Here is a 16567-nt window from a genome sequence, read left to right as displayed (position 1 = left end):
CCATGCCAACCAGGAACGATTATGTTCTCGACCTATCCGACCAAGAATTTGACCAATTAGGAAGTAACCATTTCCAATTCTAGGAGTAACGGATGAATGCCTCAGAATTAAAAATAACATCGCGCTGGTCACAACCTGTCACCAACCTGCCTGATTTTTCCCATCATTACGCCACCGTAGACGGTGTTCGCATCCACTACGTTAGCGGCGGCAACCCACAAGGTGAAACCCTGGTGCTGTTAGCCGGGTTCCCACAAAGCTGGTTTGCGTGGCGCAAGGTAATGGCTCTGCTTGGCGATCGTTACTTCATTATCGCGCCCGATCTCCCCGGTCAGGGGGATTCCGATAAGCCTTACAGCGGATATGACACCACTTCTCTGGCAGAAAAAGTACAGGGCCTGCTGCTGCAACTGAACATCCATCACTACTATCTTGCGGCGCATGATGTCGGTGCGTGGGTGGCCTGGCCGTTTGCCCTGCGTTATGCCAATCAGATAAAAAAACTTGCACTGCTTGACGCCGGCATTCCGGGCGTGACCTTGCCGGATGCGATGCGTGCCACGCCCAATAAGGCTTGGAAAACCTGGCAGTTCGCCTTCCATCTGCTGCCGGATCTGCCTGAAGCCTTAATTGCCGGGCGCGAAGAGATCTATCTGGATTGGTTCCTGAAACGCAAAGCCGTCAGCCCAATGGTGTTTGACGCGGAAGATATGGCGGAATATGTGCGCTTGTTGCAACAGAACGGGGCATTGCGCGCAGGCATGGCGGCCTATCGCGAAGTGAGCGTCTCGGCGGAACAAAACCGTGTATGGCTGCATGATAACGGCAAACTGACGGTGCCGTTGCTGGCGGTCAGTGCCGATCAGGGTTCGATCCCCGATATGGCGATTCCGCTTCAGGAGTTTGCGGCTGAGGTTTCAGGCATCAAAATCGCGCACTGCGGTCACTTCATCCCGGATGAGCAACCGCAGGCGCTGGCTGAGGCACTGCGCGAGTTTTTTAGTTAGTTGCGCAGACTGGCGATCTCCACACGTTGACCACTGGCAGATGAGCGCACCATCGCTTCAATGATTTGCTGATTCTCCAGGCCAAAGCGGAAATCCGGGAAACAACCGGCTTCGCTGCTGAGGCCTTTAATCAGGTCGTAAATTTCGATCACTTTCACATCGAAGTATCCCAGGCCACCGCCAGCGAAATCGAAGCCAAAGAAGCCTCCAAACTGCTCGACCTGAGAACCGGCATAAATGGTTTTAAAGCCACGATCGTGTTTCGCATCGCCATAACGTGCAATCTTCAGTTCGTTAAAGCGCTCACCGTCCATGATGATGGTGCCTTCGGTGCCCGAGATTTCCCAGGCAATGCCGAACACTTTTCCTGCGGAGATGCGTGAAGATTCAATCACGCCACCGGCGCGGTTCTCGAAAGTCACGAGCGCCTGGAACTGATCGTCGTTTTCCACTTTCAAACGCGCCGCCTGTTTATCTGCCTGGGCACCATAGCCTGAACCACCACCCGCAGCAGGACGCGTGTCAATAAACAGCTGCTCCTGTCCTACCACGCTCTTGATTGGCCCCATCAAATATTGCGCCACGCTCACCACGTGTGAGCCTAAGTCACCGAGTGAGCCAGACCCGGCCTGTTCGCGTGAGCAACGCCAACTCCATGGCAGCTCGGGATCGTTGAAAAATCCCTGATCGAACCAGCCACGGAAGCGTGTCGGTGTGCCGATGTCACCGCGATCGATCATCTGCTTCGCCAACTGCGCTGCCGGCGTTTTGATGTTATTGAACGCCATGATGGTTTTCACACCTGCTCGCTCAGCTTCCTGGGTCAGGGTTTGTGCTTCCTGCAACGAAACGGTGAGCGGCTTTTCGCAGTAGACGTGTTTACCTGCACGAATCGCGGCCAGCGCCATGTCGAAGTGCATGCTATTAGGCGTGGTGATATCAACAATATCGATTTCAGGATTGTTCACCAGCGACTGCCAGTCCGCCGTGCTGTGTTGAAAGCCGTAGCGTCGAGCCGCTTCTTCGGCCAGTGCGGGCGTGACATCTGCCAGCGTATGCAGAACGGGTTGCAGCGCCAGATTACGATACATTAAACCCGCGCGGCGCCATGCATCGGCATGTGCCTGGCCCATAAAGCCTGAACCGATCAGGCCAACATTCAGTGTTTTTCCAGCCATCAGCGGCTCCTTAAGCGTTTGCAGGTAAAATGTGTTGGGCAACAAAACGTTGTGCGCGAGTCACGGTCTCCAATGGGGGCGCTTTCGCCGGATCCTGCTCGGCTTCCACCACCATCCAGCCTTGATAACCGCTGCGAGCGATAAACTCTGCCAGCGGCCGATAATCAATACCGCCGTCGCCTGGCACGGTAAACATCCCTGCGAGCACGGCTTCGTTGAAGGTCATACCGCTGGCCCGTACTTTTTGCAGGCGATCCAACCGCACATCTTTTAGATGGATGTGGCAAATGCGGTCGGCGAATTCCTCAATAAGTTGCGTATAGGAGAATCCGGCAGCGGTGGCGTGACCGGTATCCAGTAACAGGCCAACGGCGGGCGAACAGGCATTTATCAACGCACGGATTTCCGGCAGTGTTTCGGCCACCATCATGAGATGGTGATGATAGGCGAGGCGTAAATCGTATCGATCAAACAGGGCTTCGGCAAAGCGGGAAAGGCGATCGGCATAGTCGGCGACCTGACTCTCCGGCAACAAACGTCGGGTGCTCAGTGGCACATCCAGCGCGTTGTCAGCCATCCAGCCGCATTCGCCGTACACCATCACGTTGGCGCCATTTTCCTGCAGCAGGGTGGCATGGTTGTGCACCGCATCCAGCTCCTGCTCAACGCTGCGTTCGGTGAGAAATCCGTCATGCCAGCCTGACACCAGCTGCAGTTGATGTTGTGCCAACAGCTGCTTCAATGCCCCGGGTTCGCGCGGAAATATGCGACTTAGCTCGACGCCCTGAAATCCGGCCTGTTTCGCTTCTTTCAAACAGTGTTCGGCCGAGGTCCCTGCGCCGAGGTATTGCAGCACTTCATTGACCCAGGAGAGTGGGCTGACGCCGAGTTGAGGTGCGGGGTGACCTGTGCGATAAAACGCTTCTTTGATCATCGGTTATATCCTGTAGGGGAGATAGCGATGAAATTAGCGGATGCGATGTGCTGCGGCGAGCGGTTATTTGACGTAAAACCATCAAAATTTGCAGGCTTACCGTCAAAAAAATATTGATATGATTTTGGATGGAAATTGATGGGTTAACAGGGAGATAGAAAAGCAAGTCAATAGGGGTGGCCCTTAGAAGGCCACCCATCTGGACTCAGAACGACAGGGTGACGCCAGCGTAATAGGCGCGGCCCGGTTCGTTGTAAGTTGAAGCACCTTCATCTTCACGATAAATGCGCTTATCAAACAGGTTGTTAATACCCGCATTAGCACGCAAATTTTTAGTGATGTCGTAATTGAGGTTCAAGCCGACAATGGAATATGGCTTGATTTCACGTTGTGAAAGACCTCCTGGTCTTCCCTCAATAACTGTTTCTGCATTTTGGCGCGGTTTTTGGCGGCCATACTGCGTCCAGTTGATATTGGCGCTAAGGCTATCAGTTGCTTGCCACTCTAATTGTGAGTTGATAGTAAATTCAGGAATGACCGATAGAGGATTTCCGGTCTTCTTACTTTCTGAACGGAACATGTAAGTCGCATTAGACCGCCACTCAAGTGTGTCCGCAATCAATGGAATAGTCAGGTTCCCTTCCAGCCCCTCTACAATGGCTTTGCCTCCATTCTCCCACTGAAGCACGTTGTAAGTACCATTGGTGTAGACAACATCAGTACCGGATACAATTTTGTTTTTGTAATCGTTACGGAAGTAGGTGATACCCGCGACATAACCCGCGTGGTTAAACTCTAGTCCCACTTCTTTATTGACGCTCACTTCAGGATCGAGATTGTCATTCCCTAATAAATAACATTGGGATAGGCCAATTGGGCAGCCATTGCCACGTGTTGATAGCAGGTAGCCGGGAGTTGATTGATATAAGTTAGGCGCCTTGAATGCCCTCGCAATACCCGCTTTGAGCGTAAAATAGTCGCCCAATCGTTGCGAAATATTCAGGCTTGGACTCCAGTTAGCACCAAAAGCATCATGATAATCAAAGCGTAAACCCGGAATAATTTCAGTGCTGTCAGTGGCGGCAATATTATCTTCAAAATAAAGAGAACTTATCGTGGCGGAGTTATTACTGCTGCGCTGAGACGGATCGCCTGAACTACCTGGCAAGTAAAGGTTTGTACTTGCAGATTGCATTGACGCAGGGTCATTAAGCTCATCGCGGTTCCATTCCGCTCCCAACGTCACGGTTTGGTCCACCAATAATTCCAGTGGGAAGTTTATTTCTCCGCCAGCACGATAACTTTCCAGACGACTGGTCGAATAAACATTACTGTTGATCATCCCTTCAACACTTCCGGCAGTGCCTTCTTTCAAGCGAGTGTTATTGGTCTTCTCGTAGTTGAAATTAAGTTTGGATGTGCCCCAATCCCAGATACCGTTATGAGTGACGCCATAGCTCTGACGATATAAGCGGTTTGTTTCACTGCCGTACAGAGATTCAACTAAACCACCTGCACTGCTATTTCCATTGCTGTTCTGCGTGTCGCCCGCATAAATATTGCCCTGACGGCTATAGCCGTAGGAGAAATCAACGATCTGAGTAGGAGTGATTTTCCATGACAGTACACCGTTAATATCTTTATTACGTACCCCTTCCCGTCCCGCAGCATAAGAGCCGTTTTGAGCGGTATTGATATCATAAGCATCCGCATCGGTGCGGTTGATATTGCCATACAGACGCATGGTTAATGCATCGCCAGCCAGTGGGCCACTCAAATTGAAGTTGGCGCGACGCGTGTCACCCTCTTTACTGTTTTCGGGCTGATTGGTGAAAAGTGACAGTGATCCATGCCAGTCATTGGTCGGGCGTTTAGTGATGATGTTCACCACGCCGCCAGCCGCACCGGAACCGTAACGCGCGGCGGCTGGGCCGCGAATCACTTCAATACGTTCTACCATCTCCGCGGGCACCCAGTTGGTATCACCACGCGAGTCACGTTCGCCACGCCAGCTGTAACGCACGGAGTTACGCGAACTCACTGGCACGCCATCGATCAGGATTAAGGTGTTTTCCGGGCCCATGCCGCGAATATCAATCTGGCGGTTGTTGCCACGACTACCGCTGGCCCCGTTACCGGTCAGGTTGACGCCCGGCATTTTGCGGATGATATCGGAGAGGTCGTTAACCGGTGGGCTTTTCTCAATGTCCTCAGCGGTAATGGTGGAAACGCCAGGCTGTTGTTTCAGACCCTGTTCTGCAGTGACGATCATTGATTCATCGTCAGCCAGTTTTTCCGTGGGTTCTGCGGCATAAGCAGGTGAGGTGAGCAAGGCTGCCACAATCAGTGCAAGAGGGCGCTTCCTGACATACAAAGTTACATTCACTTAAATCTTCTCCCTGAAGTATTAACATATGTAAGCAAATGCGCATGATAATGAGAATGTTTCTCATTGTATATGCGACAAACCGGCGTCTCCTTTTTTTCTCCATGATTGGTGCTAAATGCGGGGGAAACGTGAAGAAACGTAAAGCCAGAGTGACGTTTGTGCTTAAAAACGTTGCGGAGGAAAAGCGTTCATCAAACTGTCATCAATTCCTTGCAAATCAGTAGACTAAAATCAGTGATAACGCACAGTAACTACATGGGAATCCGTTTAGCTTCGAGCCTGCACCAAAAAGGGTGCCTGGGACTCTCATAAATCAAGGAGAAATTGTGCGCCAGATCATACAAACCTTTACATTCCTGTTACTGATTTCGTTCACTATTCCTGTTGCCAGAGCCGCCGATAAGATGGATTTCTGGCTGCAACCTCAACATGGCGGCAACAGTTTTAATCGCATTCCACCCAATACTGCTTATTTCAATGCTCTCCACACTTACGGTGCCTCTTGGGTGCGGCTCTCCTGGGATAAATGGCCCACCAAACAGCGTGATTTTCTGCTGGGCAGTGCGGATCGCTACCAGGGATTAGTGGCGGAAGATGTCGCCACTTTGAGAAATGTGCTGGATAACGCTGAGGCAGCAGGGTTGAAAGTGGTGATTACGCCGCTTTCCTTACCCGGCATGCGCTGGTCACAAAATAACGGCGGACAGTTCGACGACCGGCTGTGGCAAGACAACGCTTTCTGGCAGCAAAGTGCCCGTTATTGGCGTGACCTTGCGGCTGCATTGCAAGACCACCCTGCAGTAGCGGCATACAACATCATTAATGAACCCGCACCGGAGAAAATGGGCGGTCTGGACGAACATGCGTCTGCCGCAACCATGAAAAGCTGGTATCTGCAGCACAAGGGTACCGCGCGGGATTTACCGGAGTTTTACCGCACCGTGATTGCGGCGATTCGCGAAGTCGATCAGCAGACGCCGGTGATGGTCGACAGTGGCTGGTACGCTGCCGCCGATGCCTTCACATATTGGCCACAGCCGCTCGAAGATAAACGGGTGTTATATAGCGTGCACATGTATGAGCCTTATTCCGCCACCAGTGCACCGAATGCCAAACGCAAAGCGCCCTGGCCTTACCCGGGTAAAGTCCCGTTTGCGGGATTGCAGCAACAGTGGGATGCACAACGCGTAGCAGAATATTTAGCGCTACCGTTTGAGTGGGCGAAATCGCACGATGTGGCCCGCCATCAAATGGTGGTTGGTGAGTTCGGTTGTGTCCGCACCTTACCAGGGTGCACGCAATATCTGGAGGATGTGTTAAAGGTGCTGGATCAGCAGCAGTCGCACTGGGCGTTTTACAGCTTCCGGGAAGACAACTGGGATGGGATGGATTACGAATTGGGCGACAAGAAAGTACCGTGGCAATACTGGCAGGCTGCGGAGCAAAATTTACCCGACCTCATACCACGCCATGCGACGAAAGAGTTTGAGCCTATACGCAAACGCTTAGAACGATAGTGTATTGCTAAGAAGAAAACGATCATAAGCCATGGTTAAAGCAGGCTGCCGAATACCTGACAAAATCTGAATACCTTACCTGATACCGCGCCATCGCTGGCGCGGTCATCCCCATCACCACGGGCGCCGAGTTCTATTCCCGAAATCTGGCAATAGATATCCGTTTTTCGCATTTGTGATCGCTGCACATCTTACTGAGAATGGCTGCGGGACGTTCTGAGGATGACAATTTCTTTCCGCTGTGAGGTGAGAAAGAAGAAAAATACATCGCTACCTCAACGCCTTTTCCCGACAGGGAAACATTTATATATATCAGGAGAAGGTTCCAGTGAAACTCGCCAAAGGTATCACCTTGCTTGCACTTGCATTGAGTGCACACACCGCGTTTGCCGCCGATCAATCCGTCCCGACTGACAGTTCACTCCATGTTAAGGCCGACCCGGCACTGAAAAGCCTGCTGCCGGCGGATGTGGTTAAGCGCGGCTACATCGTGGCAGGAACCAATCCCAACACGCCGCCGACCACTTTCTATAAAGAAGACAACAAAACCCTGGCCGGACGTGAAATTGACGTGATGAACGCCGTGGGCGAACGCTTAGGGATCCAGGTCCAGTGGCGGGACACCGGCGGTTTCGACAATATCATTCCCGGCCTGAAAACCGGTCGTTACGATGTGGCACTCTCAAATATCAACGCCACCGCGACCCGCGCCAAAATTATCGATTTCGTGAGCTATTACGATGCCAGCCTGTTGGGCATTATTTCGCGCAAAGATGCCAATGTGGCACCGTTCAAAACCCTGGACGCCGTGTGCGGCCTGGAAGTTGGCGCAGGTTCAGGCACCACGCAGGTGACGCGTCTGGAAGAAGCCAGCAAAGCCTGTGAAGCAGCGGGTAAAAAACCGATCAAAGTATCCGTATTCCCGGATCGTCCAGCCGGTGTTCAGGCCGTGGTCAGCGGTCGCGTACCGATGTTCCTCGGCCCGTACGAAGGTCTGCTGTGGCAGGCGAAGGTGATTAAACCTATCACCCTGAGCGGCGAAATCACCGTGCATGACGCGCCTGTTTCTGTGGCTTTCCCGAAAGATTCTGCGCTTGAGCCTGCGGTGCAAGCGGCACTTAACTCGCTGATCAAAGATGGTAGCTACCAGAAGATCCTCGACAACTGGGGCATCGGTTTTGGCGCGGTTAAAGAATCCAAACGTAACCAGGAAATCTTTCAATGAGTGATGTACGTGACCACACCGATGATTTGAAAATTGTCGGCAAACGTTACTACGGACGCTGGCTGAGTGCGCTGGTGGTGCTGTTGTGCGTCGTGGCAATGGCGCACTCGATGATTAACAATCCACGCTTCGAATGGAGCGTGATTGCGGAAAACTTCACCGGCGAATCGATCCTGCAGGGCGTATTAATGACGCTGCAACTGACGGCGATTTCGGTGGTGCTGGGCTTTGCGTTTGGTACGGTGCTGGCGCTGATGCGCCTCTCATCCAACCCCGTGCTGGTGGGCGTGAGTTGGTTCTATACCTGGTTCTTCCGGGGTGTGCCGATGCTGGTGCAGCTGTTCCTGTGGTACAACATTGCCGCGCTCTATCCAACGATTTCACTCTCTATTCCCGGATTGGGCGAGCTGTGGAGTACCCAGTCTAATGCGTTGGTGAGTCCATTCAGTGCGGCAGTGATCGCGCTGGTGATGCATCAATCTGCCTATGCCGCAGAAATTGTGCGTGCCGGTATTCAAAGCGTAGGAAACGGACAACTGGAAGCCGCACGTGCGCTGGGTTACCGCCCCGCGCAGATTTTCCGACACACGGTGTTGCCACAGGCGATGCGCGCCATCATGCCACCTGCCGGTAATGAAATTATCGGTCAGTTGAAAACCACGGCCGTCGTGTCAGTCATTTCGCTGCAAGACGTGTTGTTTTCCGCGCAGATCATCTATCAGCGTACCTATGAAGTGATCCCGCTGCTGCTAGTGGCGACGCTGTGGTATCTGCTGATGACCTCGGTACTGTCGATTGGTCAGTTCTACGTTGAACGCTATTTTGGTCGTGGCGTTACGCGTCGTGAAAAACGCAGCCTGTTTAAATCCTTGCCGGGCTTTAGCGCGCAAAAACCTGAAAGGAGCGTAAGCAATGGCTGAAGCGATCGCCTTACGTAAAGTCACTAAACGCTTCTCTGGCGTCACGATTCTGGACGAAGTGAATCTCGATATTCCTGCCGGTTCTGTCACGGTCATTCTTGGGCCTTCTGGTTCGGGGAAATCCACTTTGCTGTGCTGCATCAACCACCTGGAAAAACTGGATGGCGGCACCATTCGGATTGGTGGCGAAATCATTGGCTACAAGCAGAAAGGCCAGGCGCTGCATGAGTTAAGCAGCAGTGAGATTGCGCGTCAGCGTGCGCAAATTGGCATGGTGTTCCAGCAGTTCAACCTGTTCCCGCATCGCACGGTGTTACAGAACATCGTTGATGCACCGATGCGCGTGAAAAAGCAGAACCGCCAACAGGCGACCAGCAAAGCGCTGTCACTGCTTAAGCAGGTGGGGCTGGCAGGGCGCGAAGAGGAGTGGCCGCAGAATCTTTCCGGCGGACAGCAACAGCGTGTGGCCATTGCGCGCGCGCTGGCGATGGACCCGGGTGTGATGCTGTTCGATGAGCCGACATCGGCACTGGATCCAGAACTGGTGGGCGAAGTGTTGCAAGTGATTAAGCAATTGGCGCACTCCGGCATCACCATGGTGATTGTGACGCACGAGATTGGTTTCGCGCGCGAGGTTGCCGACAACATTGTCTTTATGGAAGACGGCAAAATCGTGGCGGCCGGACCGACTCAGCGAGTCCTCGACGACCCGGAAAACGGGCGCGTAAGAGACTTTATTGCAACGGTGCTTTAAGCACCGTTTTTCATTTTTGATAGCCAGGAACAGTGATGACGCAAAAACCGGTAATGCATAGCGCCCACTGGGGCGCTTTTCATGCCCAGCAATCGGGCGACCAGCTCACTATCGAACCCTTTAAAGGCGATCCCGATCCCAGCCCGCTGCTGCAAAATTTCCGCACCGCTTTGAATCATCCGGCTCGCGTCTCGCGTCCAATGGTGCGTCGTGGCTGGCTGGAAGAGGGCCCCGGTCCCGATCCACGCCGGGGCAATGACGAATACGTTGCGGTTAGCTGGGAGCAGGCTTACGAACTGGTATCGCGTGAATTGAAGCGCGTCGGCGACACTCATGGCCCAGAGGGCATTTTTGGCGGTTCTTATGGCTGGTCGAGTGCCGGGCGATTTCATCATGCGCAAAGCCAGGTACACCGATTCCTGAACACCACGCTGGGCGGCTATGTGCGTTCGGTAAACAGCTACAGTTCCGGCTCTGCTTCGGTGCTGCTGCCACATATCGTCGGCGACATGAACGAGATTGCGCGGCGCGGCGTGAGCTGGGAAGAGATTGCTCAGCACAGTGAAATCGTCATCGCCTTTGGCGGTCTGGCGCTGAAAAACTCGCAGGTGGCGAGCGGTGGATTAAGTGAACACACCGAGCGCGGTTTCATGCAGAAGGCTGCACAACGCGGCACACGTTTTATCTCAGTAAGCCCATTGAAAAGCGATCTGCCCGACGAAGCCAAAGGGGAGTGGCTGGCCTTGCGTCCAGGCACCGATGCCGCCTTTATTCTCGGTATTCTGTCCGTATTGATTGAAGAACAGCTAGCGGATGAAGCCTTCCTCAGTCGCTACACCGTGGGTTGGCCGGAAATGGTCGCTTATATCCGTGGTGAAGAAGATGGCACGCGACGCGATGCCGCCTGGGCGGCAGAGATCTGCGGCGTCAGCGCGGCCTTTATCGCTGATTTTGCCCGTCACTTACCCGGTAAGCGTGTGCTGGTCACCGTTGCGCATGCGCTGCAACGTTCGGAGCACGGCGAACAACCGGTGTGGCTTGGGCTGGTACTGGCCGCGGCGCTGGGCCAACCGGGTTTACCGGGCGGCGGTTACACCTATGCGCTGGGCGCGTTGGGTCATTACGGTAAGCATCACAACCTGGTAAGTTTCCCGGCTTTACCGCAGGGCAAGAATGGCATTGATCGCCTGATCCCGGTGGCGCGCATCTCAGACATGTTGCTCAATCCAGGTAAGCCGTTCGACTACAATGGCCGCCGCTTAACCTATCCGCATATTCGTCTGGCTTACTGGGCGGGCGGTAATCCGTTCCACCACCATCAGGATTTAGCGCGACTCCGTCAGGCATTTTGCCAGCTGGATACGCTGATTGTGCATGAGATTGCGTGGACGGCCAGTGCACGGCATGCCGATATCGTGTTGCCCGCGACCATGACGCTGGAGCGAGAAGATATCGGCGGTGCGCCAACCGATCGCCATCTGTTTGCTATGCAGCCGGTCGCGCAACCGCACGGCGAAGCCAAAGACGATTACGCCATTTTTGCTGAGCTGGCGCGCAGGCTGGGACGTGAAGAGGCGTTTACAGAAGGTCGCGATACGCGTGGCTGGCTGAAACACCATTACGCACAGTTGCAGCAAAAGCTGGCAACGCATCAGGTCGACATTCCCGATTTTGAACAATTCTGGCAGCAGGGCGTGCTGGAATTGCCGCAGCTTAAAGACGGTGGACGGATGATGAATGCCTTCCGCGCCGATCCGGATGCTGCACCACTGCCAACGCCGAGCGGGAAAATCGAAATCTACTCGGCGACGATTGCCAGTTTCGATTATGAAAACTGCCCCGGACATCCGGTGTGGCGAGAGCCGCAGCAAAAGCCCGATGCCGATCATCCATTCTGGCTTATCGCCAATCAGCCCGCCACGCGTCTGCACAGCCAGCTGGATTTCGGTGATTACAGCCTGAGCGGCAAACGCGATGGCCGTGAGGTGTGCAGCTTGAATCCTGATGATGCGGCATCGCTGGGTATCAATGACGGCGAGATTATCGAGCTATACAATCAGCGCGGCCATGTGCTCGCCAGCGCGCGCGTGACCGACACGGTGATGCCCGGCGTGGTTCAACTGCCGACCGGCGCCTGGTACGATCCGGTGGATCCCACTGCGCTGCGTCCGTTATGTCGTCACGGCAACCCCAATGTGTTGACGCTGGATATTGGCACGTCGTCGCTGACGCAGGGCTGCAGTGGTCAAATCACCGTGGTTCAGGTGCGCAAATACACTGGAGAACTGACGCCGGTGCAGGCATTTATCCCGCCGCAAAGTTAGCATTACCCATTGGCGGCCAACTGGCCGCCCCGAAATATTAATCTTCTAACTGCAGCCACATTACGCGCAGACGATGCCCATCAGGATCGATAGCCATGAAGGTGTAGCCAAAATCCATCTCGGTCGGAGACTGTACAATGGTGATCTCACGGAACGCGCCCCATTCGTTGTAGAGGAAATCGACGTCGGCTTTGTGCTGCACTTTAAAAGTGATTTCACCGTTGGCCGTAAAATGTTGCGTCTCCACCGGCGGTTGAACGGTATATTTCGACCACAAGCCCAGTTTGAATCCATTCTCAAAAACAAACATCGCAAAAGTGGGCGTGACATTAATCGGCTTGATATCGAACAGCGATGCATAAAAGTCAGCGCTTTTGACGACGTTTGGTACATAAAGGATGGTCTAATCCGACCCAGAACGATGATACCTACACCCGAATGACTAACTTTTTGTTGCTGACCCTGGCGGCAGGATTCGGGGGCGTGGTGGGGGACAATCAGACGACAGATCTGCGCCGGGAAACCAAAAGCACCCTGGAGTCTTTCCTGTCGAATCTGGAAACACAGAAGATGATTGAGGACCCTAACGGCGGCCCGGCTTTCTCTGTGCGTCTCGATGCGACCAATAATCCGGATTCCCGTGTGGCGCTGGGTTACATGACGGCGGATGTGCAGGTTAAATACCTGAACGTGGTTCGCTACTTCCTGGTGAATCTTGAAGGCGGTGGCAGCGTGTCCATCTCCGTCTCAAACGATTCACCCCGCTAAAGCCGCTGCGCTCTTAACACCGGAGATAAACCATGCCAACCCTTGGCTACACCGTAGGCCGCGACATTGCAGTCGATATCAACACGCCATCGGGCAAACTGCGCATTCCTAAAATCATGAGTTTTGACTCTAAGCCGCAGGTGTCGACCCAGAAGATTACGCCACTCAATGGCATTACCGATGAGCTGCAAATCCCCGTTGGCTGGCATGGCACCATTACTGCTGAACGTATGGATGCCACGCTGGATGACTTATGGGCGAAGTGGGAAGACAACTATTACAACGGTATCGATCAGCCTCGCGGCACCATTACTGAGACCATCACCGAAGTGAACGGCACGGTCAGTGTCTTTCGTTATGAAGGCGTATCGTTTCATCTCACCGATGCCGGCAACAAGCAGGGAGAGAAGACTGTTAATCATACCCTGTCCTGGACGGCAAACCGTCGTAAAAAAGTACATTAAGGAACAAGAATGGTTAAGGTCACAGTGCATGAAGGCAAGCAACCCACCCCGGCATTGAACGCCGTAGATTATAACCAGGTCAGGGACACAGCAGGGCGCCTTATCACCCTGCGCGAGCTGAACCCGGTGCAGGAATCCCGCCTGACGGTTGCTATTGGCCCTGAAATGGACATGAACGTGATGTACATGAACATGTATGCCTTCCCAGTGGCGGCAGTGGCGGATATCGATGGTGACGAATATACAGTGCCGCAGAATCCTAAACAGATTGAAGGCATGCTAGCCATCCTCGGTAAAAGCGGACTGAAAGCGGTGACATCCTGGTTACGTGAGAAGTCGAAAGAGGAAGAGGATGAAGCCACGGAGACCGCCGCAAAAAAATCGCCCGTAACCCTGCGTTCATCAATCAGTGCTGGCTGATGAAATCCGGGGTTCCGTTCGGCATCATTTTCCCTGGACTAACCGGCTGATGCCTCATGAACGCATTGCGATTGGCGTGGTAATTCGCGAGTTCGACGGCGGCAGATACAGCTGGAATACAGGACAATGGGAGGAGGGGAGGTGATGGACCTCGAGCAGTTAGGTCGGGAACTGTCGTTTGCTTCCACCAAAATCGCTTCAGAACTTGAACTAGGTTTTCACATCATCGTGAAAGAGATTGAGGAAACGGCGAAAGAAGAGATTGGGGTGTATCAGCCCGCTTACGGCCCGTTTGAGGCTTGGGCGCCGCTGGCTGAATCAACGAAAGCCGACCGTGTGCGCCAGGGGTACACCGAAGACGATCCGCTATTGCGATCTGGCGAATTGCTGGATTCAATCGAGAGTGAAATTATTGGCCTGGCGGCCATTGTGGGCACTAAAAGTCAGATCGGATTCTGGCAGGAAGTCGGAACCGAAAATATGCCGCCGCGGCCCTTTATCGGTCCCGCGTACGTGCGCAAGATTGACCCTTTGATGGAGTCTATAGGGCGGGCGATAGCGCGAGGGTTAAAGGTTTACTGATGACTACCTAGCGTGGCACTTGGAAAGGTAGGCGCAAATAACTGAATACCTGTACTGTTGACTTTCACCGCATCTTTGTGGTTGCACTAATTTATCAGTGATAATACACTTTGCGTTACCAGATTGGTGGATCCTTATACACGCACAATATTTTGCCAATTTGAAATAGACTTTTCCTTTATATGGTATCCGGAGTTCCAGAATGTTCAGCGAAGAAAAAGTGGCACAGATGGCTGCTTACCTGCTTCTCAAACGAGGCGGGCGCATGGCATATCTGAAATTGATGAAGTTGCTGTATCTCTCCAATAGAAAATCTATGCTGACTTATGGTCGCATGATGGGTGAGGACAGTCTCTTCTCAATGAAACATGGGCCAGTCATGTCTACGACCTTAGACTTGATTAAAGGAAAGGCTCCAATCTCAGGCGAGTACTGGTATTCCCTCATTCAAACTATTGAACACGATGTCATGCTTCGCACAGACCCGCGTGAAATGGATGCTGAAGAGATTTTCGATGAGCTGAGCAGAGCAGATGTTCGAATTTTAGACGATATTTACTCGCAATATGGTCATATGAATCGGTATGAGCTTAGAGATATGACACATCTTCAAGAGGTGTGTCCTGAGTGGCATGATCCTGGGCATTCTTGTAAACCTATCAACAAGCTTGAGATTTTCTTGAGTGATGGTAAAACACAAGAAGAAGCGTCTCGCATTATCGAGAGCATGAACGAATCCCAAAAACTCAAAGAGTTCTCCAGTCAACTGACATGAAAGAATTTCAGCCATATAGGAAAGGAACAGTGTTGGCTCATTCAGGGCCCACTAATCATTTGCATGTAATATGCAATGACCCCGTGTACTATCCTGTTAATGACTGTTATTGTATTCTCGTAGTAAATATCTCTAGTATAAAACCAAGTGTGCCTCATGACCCATCCTGCATCTTGCAAGTTGGTGACCACGAATTTATCAAGCATCCTAGTTATGTGGTTTATGCAGAGGCGGTAATTTGGCGAGTTGATAATGTTGTAAAAAAACATAAATCTGGCGAAATTGTGTCTCGCAAGGATATGTCAGAAGCAACATTTGCAAGAATTCTCGCTGGATTTGATGTTTCTGAACAAGTTAGCTCAAAGAACCTGAAGTTTAAAAATACTCACTGTTCCTCAGGTGCCTCATTGAATGAAAAAACAGGCAATTAACTCTTTCGAGATCACCTTTTCCTTCATAAATCTAAGATATCCGCACCTATAATATTCATTTAATCTTCATTGCTTATGGTTTTGCATCTCCTTGCGGTCACGGCATGCCAAGGTGTGAGTTCATTTATAACATGGAGATTGGCAATGGGTTGGATTTCAGTTGGCGAGCGTCTACCAGAGACGGTTAGACAATTTTAAATGTTCATTGTGGCAACAGATAAAGGCATTGGAGTTGCTAACTTTGATAGGCTTAACGGTTTTGACCGCGTGACGATAACCGGAAATGTTCAGCATTCTCACCATACAGTTACACATTGGATGCCATTGCCAGAGCCGCCAGAGCAATGAGAATCAAGCCCACTTCGGTGGGCTTTTTGTTTCTGATTCGCATCTCATCCTGACATATGTTTAGTGCTTATCGATAAGGTGCGCTGGGCCACTGATCCTACCCGCCAATAGTGGACACGCGACTAAGTGAGTAAACTCTCAACCAGAGGTGACTCACATGACAAAGTCCGTATTAACCAGCCGGAAACCGCGTAAGCAACATTCTCCTGAATTTCGCAGGAAGCTCTGAAACTCGCTGAACGTATTGGTGTGGCTGCCGCTGCCCGGGAACTCAGTCTGTACGAATCCCAGCTCTATAACTGGCGCGCCAAACAGCAGAATCAGGCCACGACTTCTGAACGCGAGAACGAACAGGCTATGGAAATTGCCCGTCTTAAACGCCAGCTGGCCGAACAGGCAGAGGAGTTGGCCATTCTCCAAAAGGCCGCGACATACTTCGCGAAGCGCCTGAAATGAAGTATGTCTTTATCGAAAAGCTGAATCGCCACGGATAATCTAGACACTTCCGAGCCGTTGATAATACTGGGTTTC

General features: G+C 52.4%; 17 protein-coding genes and 1 pseudogene. 14 read left to right on the top strand and 4 right to left on the bottom strand.

The window, feature by feature from the left end; translation table 11 throughout:
- Positions 1-92 precede the first annotated feature (92 nt).
- Entirely contained in the window at positions 93-1007 is a 915-nt protein-coding gene (locus RT340_RS10035; RefSeq protein ID WP_313375677.1) for an alpha/beta hydrolase, read from the top strand.
- Here RT340_RS10035 and RT340_RS10030 read toward each other — a convergent pair.
- From RT340_RS10030 to RT340_RS10020, 3 genes are all read right to left on the bottom strand, one after another.
- Positions 1004-2185 (bottom strand): Gfo/Idh/MocA family oxidoreductase, encoded by a 1182-nt coding sequence (locus RT340_RS10030; protein ID WP_313375675.1) that lies wholly within the window; start codon positions 2183-2185, stop codon positions 1004-1006. The two genes, RT340_RS10035 and RT340_RS10030, sit on opposite strands and share 4 nt — an antisense overlap.
- A 10-nt stretch (positions 2186-2195) precedes the next feature.
- The gene (gene iolE / locus RT340_RS10025; protein ID WP_097117804.1) at positions 2196-3119 is read right to left on the bottom strand and encodes a myo-inosose-2 dehydratase; all 924 of its coding nucleotides are present in this window, start codon (positions 3117-3119) and stop codon (positions 2196-2198) included.
- Between the two features lie 205 nt (positions 3120-3324).
- Positions 3325-5505: a TonB-dependent siderophore receptor gene (locus tag RT340_RS10020; RefSeq protein ID WP_313375671.1), complete on the bottom strand. Its 2181-nt coding sequence runs from the start codon at positions 5503-5505 to the stop codon at positions 3325-3327.
- A gap of 329 nt (positions 5506-5834) precedes the next feature.
- Between RT340_RS10020 and RT340_RS10015 the strand changes: the two genes are divergently transcribed.
- The 5 genes from RT340_RS10015 to RT340_RS09995 all read left to right on the top strand — a co-directional run bounded on the left by RT340_RS10015 (position 5835) and on the right by RT340_RS09995 (position 12248).
- Positions 5835-7025: a glycoside hydrolase family 5 protein gene (locus RT340_RS10015; protein WP_313375669.1), complete on the top strand. Its 1191-nt coding sequence runs from the start codon at positions 5835-5837 to the stop codon at positions 7023-7025.
- Positions 7026-7353: 328 nt separating this feature from the next.
- Complete coding sequence (locus RT340_RS10010; protein WP_058961755.1) at positions 7354-8250, top strand: ABC transporter substrate-binding protein; 897 nt, start codon at positions 7354-7356, stop codon at positions 8248-8250.
- Positions 8247-9170, top strand: coding sequence for an amino acid ABC transporter permease (locus RT340_RS10005; RefSeq protein WP_034827514.1), 924 nt, complete (start codon positions 8247-8249; stop codon positions 9168-9170). The genes RT340_RS10010 and RT340_RS10005 overlap by 4 nt, the downstream gene beginning before the upstream one ends.
- Positions 9163-9924: an amino acid ABC transporter ATP-binding protein gene (locus RT340_RS10000; protein ID WP_313375666.1), complete on the top strand. Its 762-nt coding sequence runs from the start codon at positions 9163-9165 to the stop codon at positions 9922-9924. The genes RT340_RS10005 and RT340_RS10000 overlap by 8 nt, the downstream gene beginning before the upstream one ends.
- Positions 9925-9959: 35 nt before the next feature.
- The gene (locus RT340_RS09995) at positions 9960-12248 is read left to right on the top strand and encodes a molybdopterin-dependent oxidoreductase (protein WP_313375664.1); all 2289 of its coding nucleotides are present in this window, start codon (positions 9960-9962) and stop codon (positions 12246-12248) included.
- A gap of 37 nt (positions 12249-12285) precedes the next feature.
- On the opposite strand, the gene RT340_RS09990 is transcribed toward RT340_RS09995, so the two are convergent.
- Positions 12286-12648, bottom strand: a complete 363-nt coding sequence (locus RT340_RS09990) for a VOC family protein (protein ID WP_211729560.1) — start codon at positions 12646-12648, stop codon at positions 12286-12288.
- A 38-nt stretch (positions 12649-12686) separates the two neighbouring features.
- Between RT340_RS09990 and RT340_RS09985 the strand changes: the two genes are divergently transcribed.
- From RT340_RS09985 to RT340_RS09955, 8 genes and pseudogenes are all read left to right on the top strand, one after another.
- A complete protein-coding gene (locus RT340_RS09985; RefSeq protein WP_249221795.1) occupies positions 12687-13016 on the top strand; it encodes a hypothetical protein in 330 nt (109 codons plus the stop codon).
- 32 nt (positions 13017-13048) lie between these two features.
- Positions 13049-13480: a hypothetical protein gene (locus RT340_RS09980; RefSeq protein ID WP_211729551.1), complete on the top strand. Its 432-nt coding sequence runs from the start codon at positions 13049-13051 to the stop codon at positions 13478-13480.
- A 9-nt stretch (positions 13481-13489) separates the two neighbouring features.
- Entirely contained in the window at positions 13490-13900 is a 411-nt protein-coding gene (locus RT340_RS09975; protein WP_211729552.1) for a hypothetical protein, read from the top strand.
- A 144-nt stretch (positions 13901-14044) separates the two neighbouring features.
- Positions 14045-14482 (top strand): hypothetical protein, encoded by a 438-nt coding sequence (locus RT340_RS09970; RefSeq protein WP_211729561.1) that lies wholly within the window; start codon positions 14045-14047, stop codon positions 14480-14482.
- A 202-nt stretch (positions 14483-14684) separates the two neighbouring features.
- On the top strand, positions 14685-15257 hold the full coding sequence (locus RT340_RS09965; protein ID WP_211729553.1) for a Panacea domain-containing protein: 573 nt from the start codon (positions 14685-14687) through the stop codon (positions 15255-15257).
- A gap of 173 nt (positions 15258-15430) precedes the next feature.
- Positions 15431-15688: a hypothetical protein gene (locus RT340_RS09960; protein WP_249221796.1), complete on the top strand. Its 258-nt coding sequence runs from the start codon at positions 15431-15433 to the stop codon at positions 15686-15688.
- A 198-nt stretch (positions 15689-15886) separates the two neighbouring features.
- Entirely contained in the window at positions 15887-16036 is a 150-nt protein-coding gene (locus RT340_RS22595; RefSeq protein ID WP_211729555.1) for a DUF551 domain-containing protein, read from the top strand.
- A gap of 157 nt (positions 16037-16193) precedes the next feature.
- Positions 16194-16512: pseudogene (locus RT340_RS09955) on the top strand (transposase); the annotation flags it as partial.
- Between the last annotated feature and the right edge of the window lie 55 nt (positions 16513-16567).

This window comes from Pantoea sp. CTOTU50773, from assembly GCF_032082325.1.
GTDB lineage: Bacteria > Pseudomonadota > Gammaproteobacteria > Enterobacterales > Enterobacteriaceae > Pantoea > Pantoea communis.
Note: the sequence above shows the minus strand (reverse complement) of the source record. Positions and strands in the feature narration are given on the sequence as shown.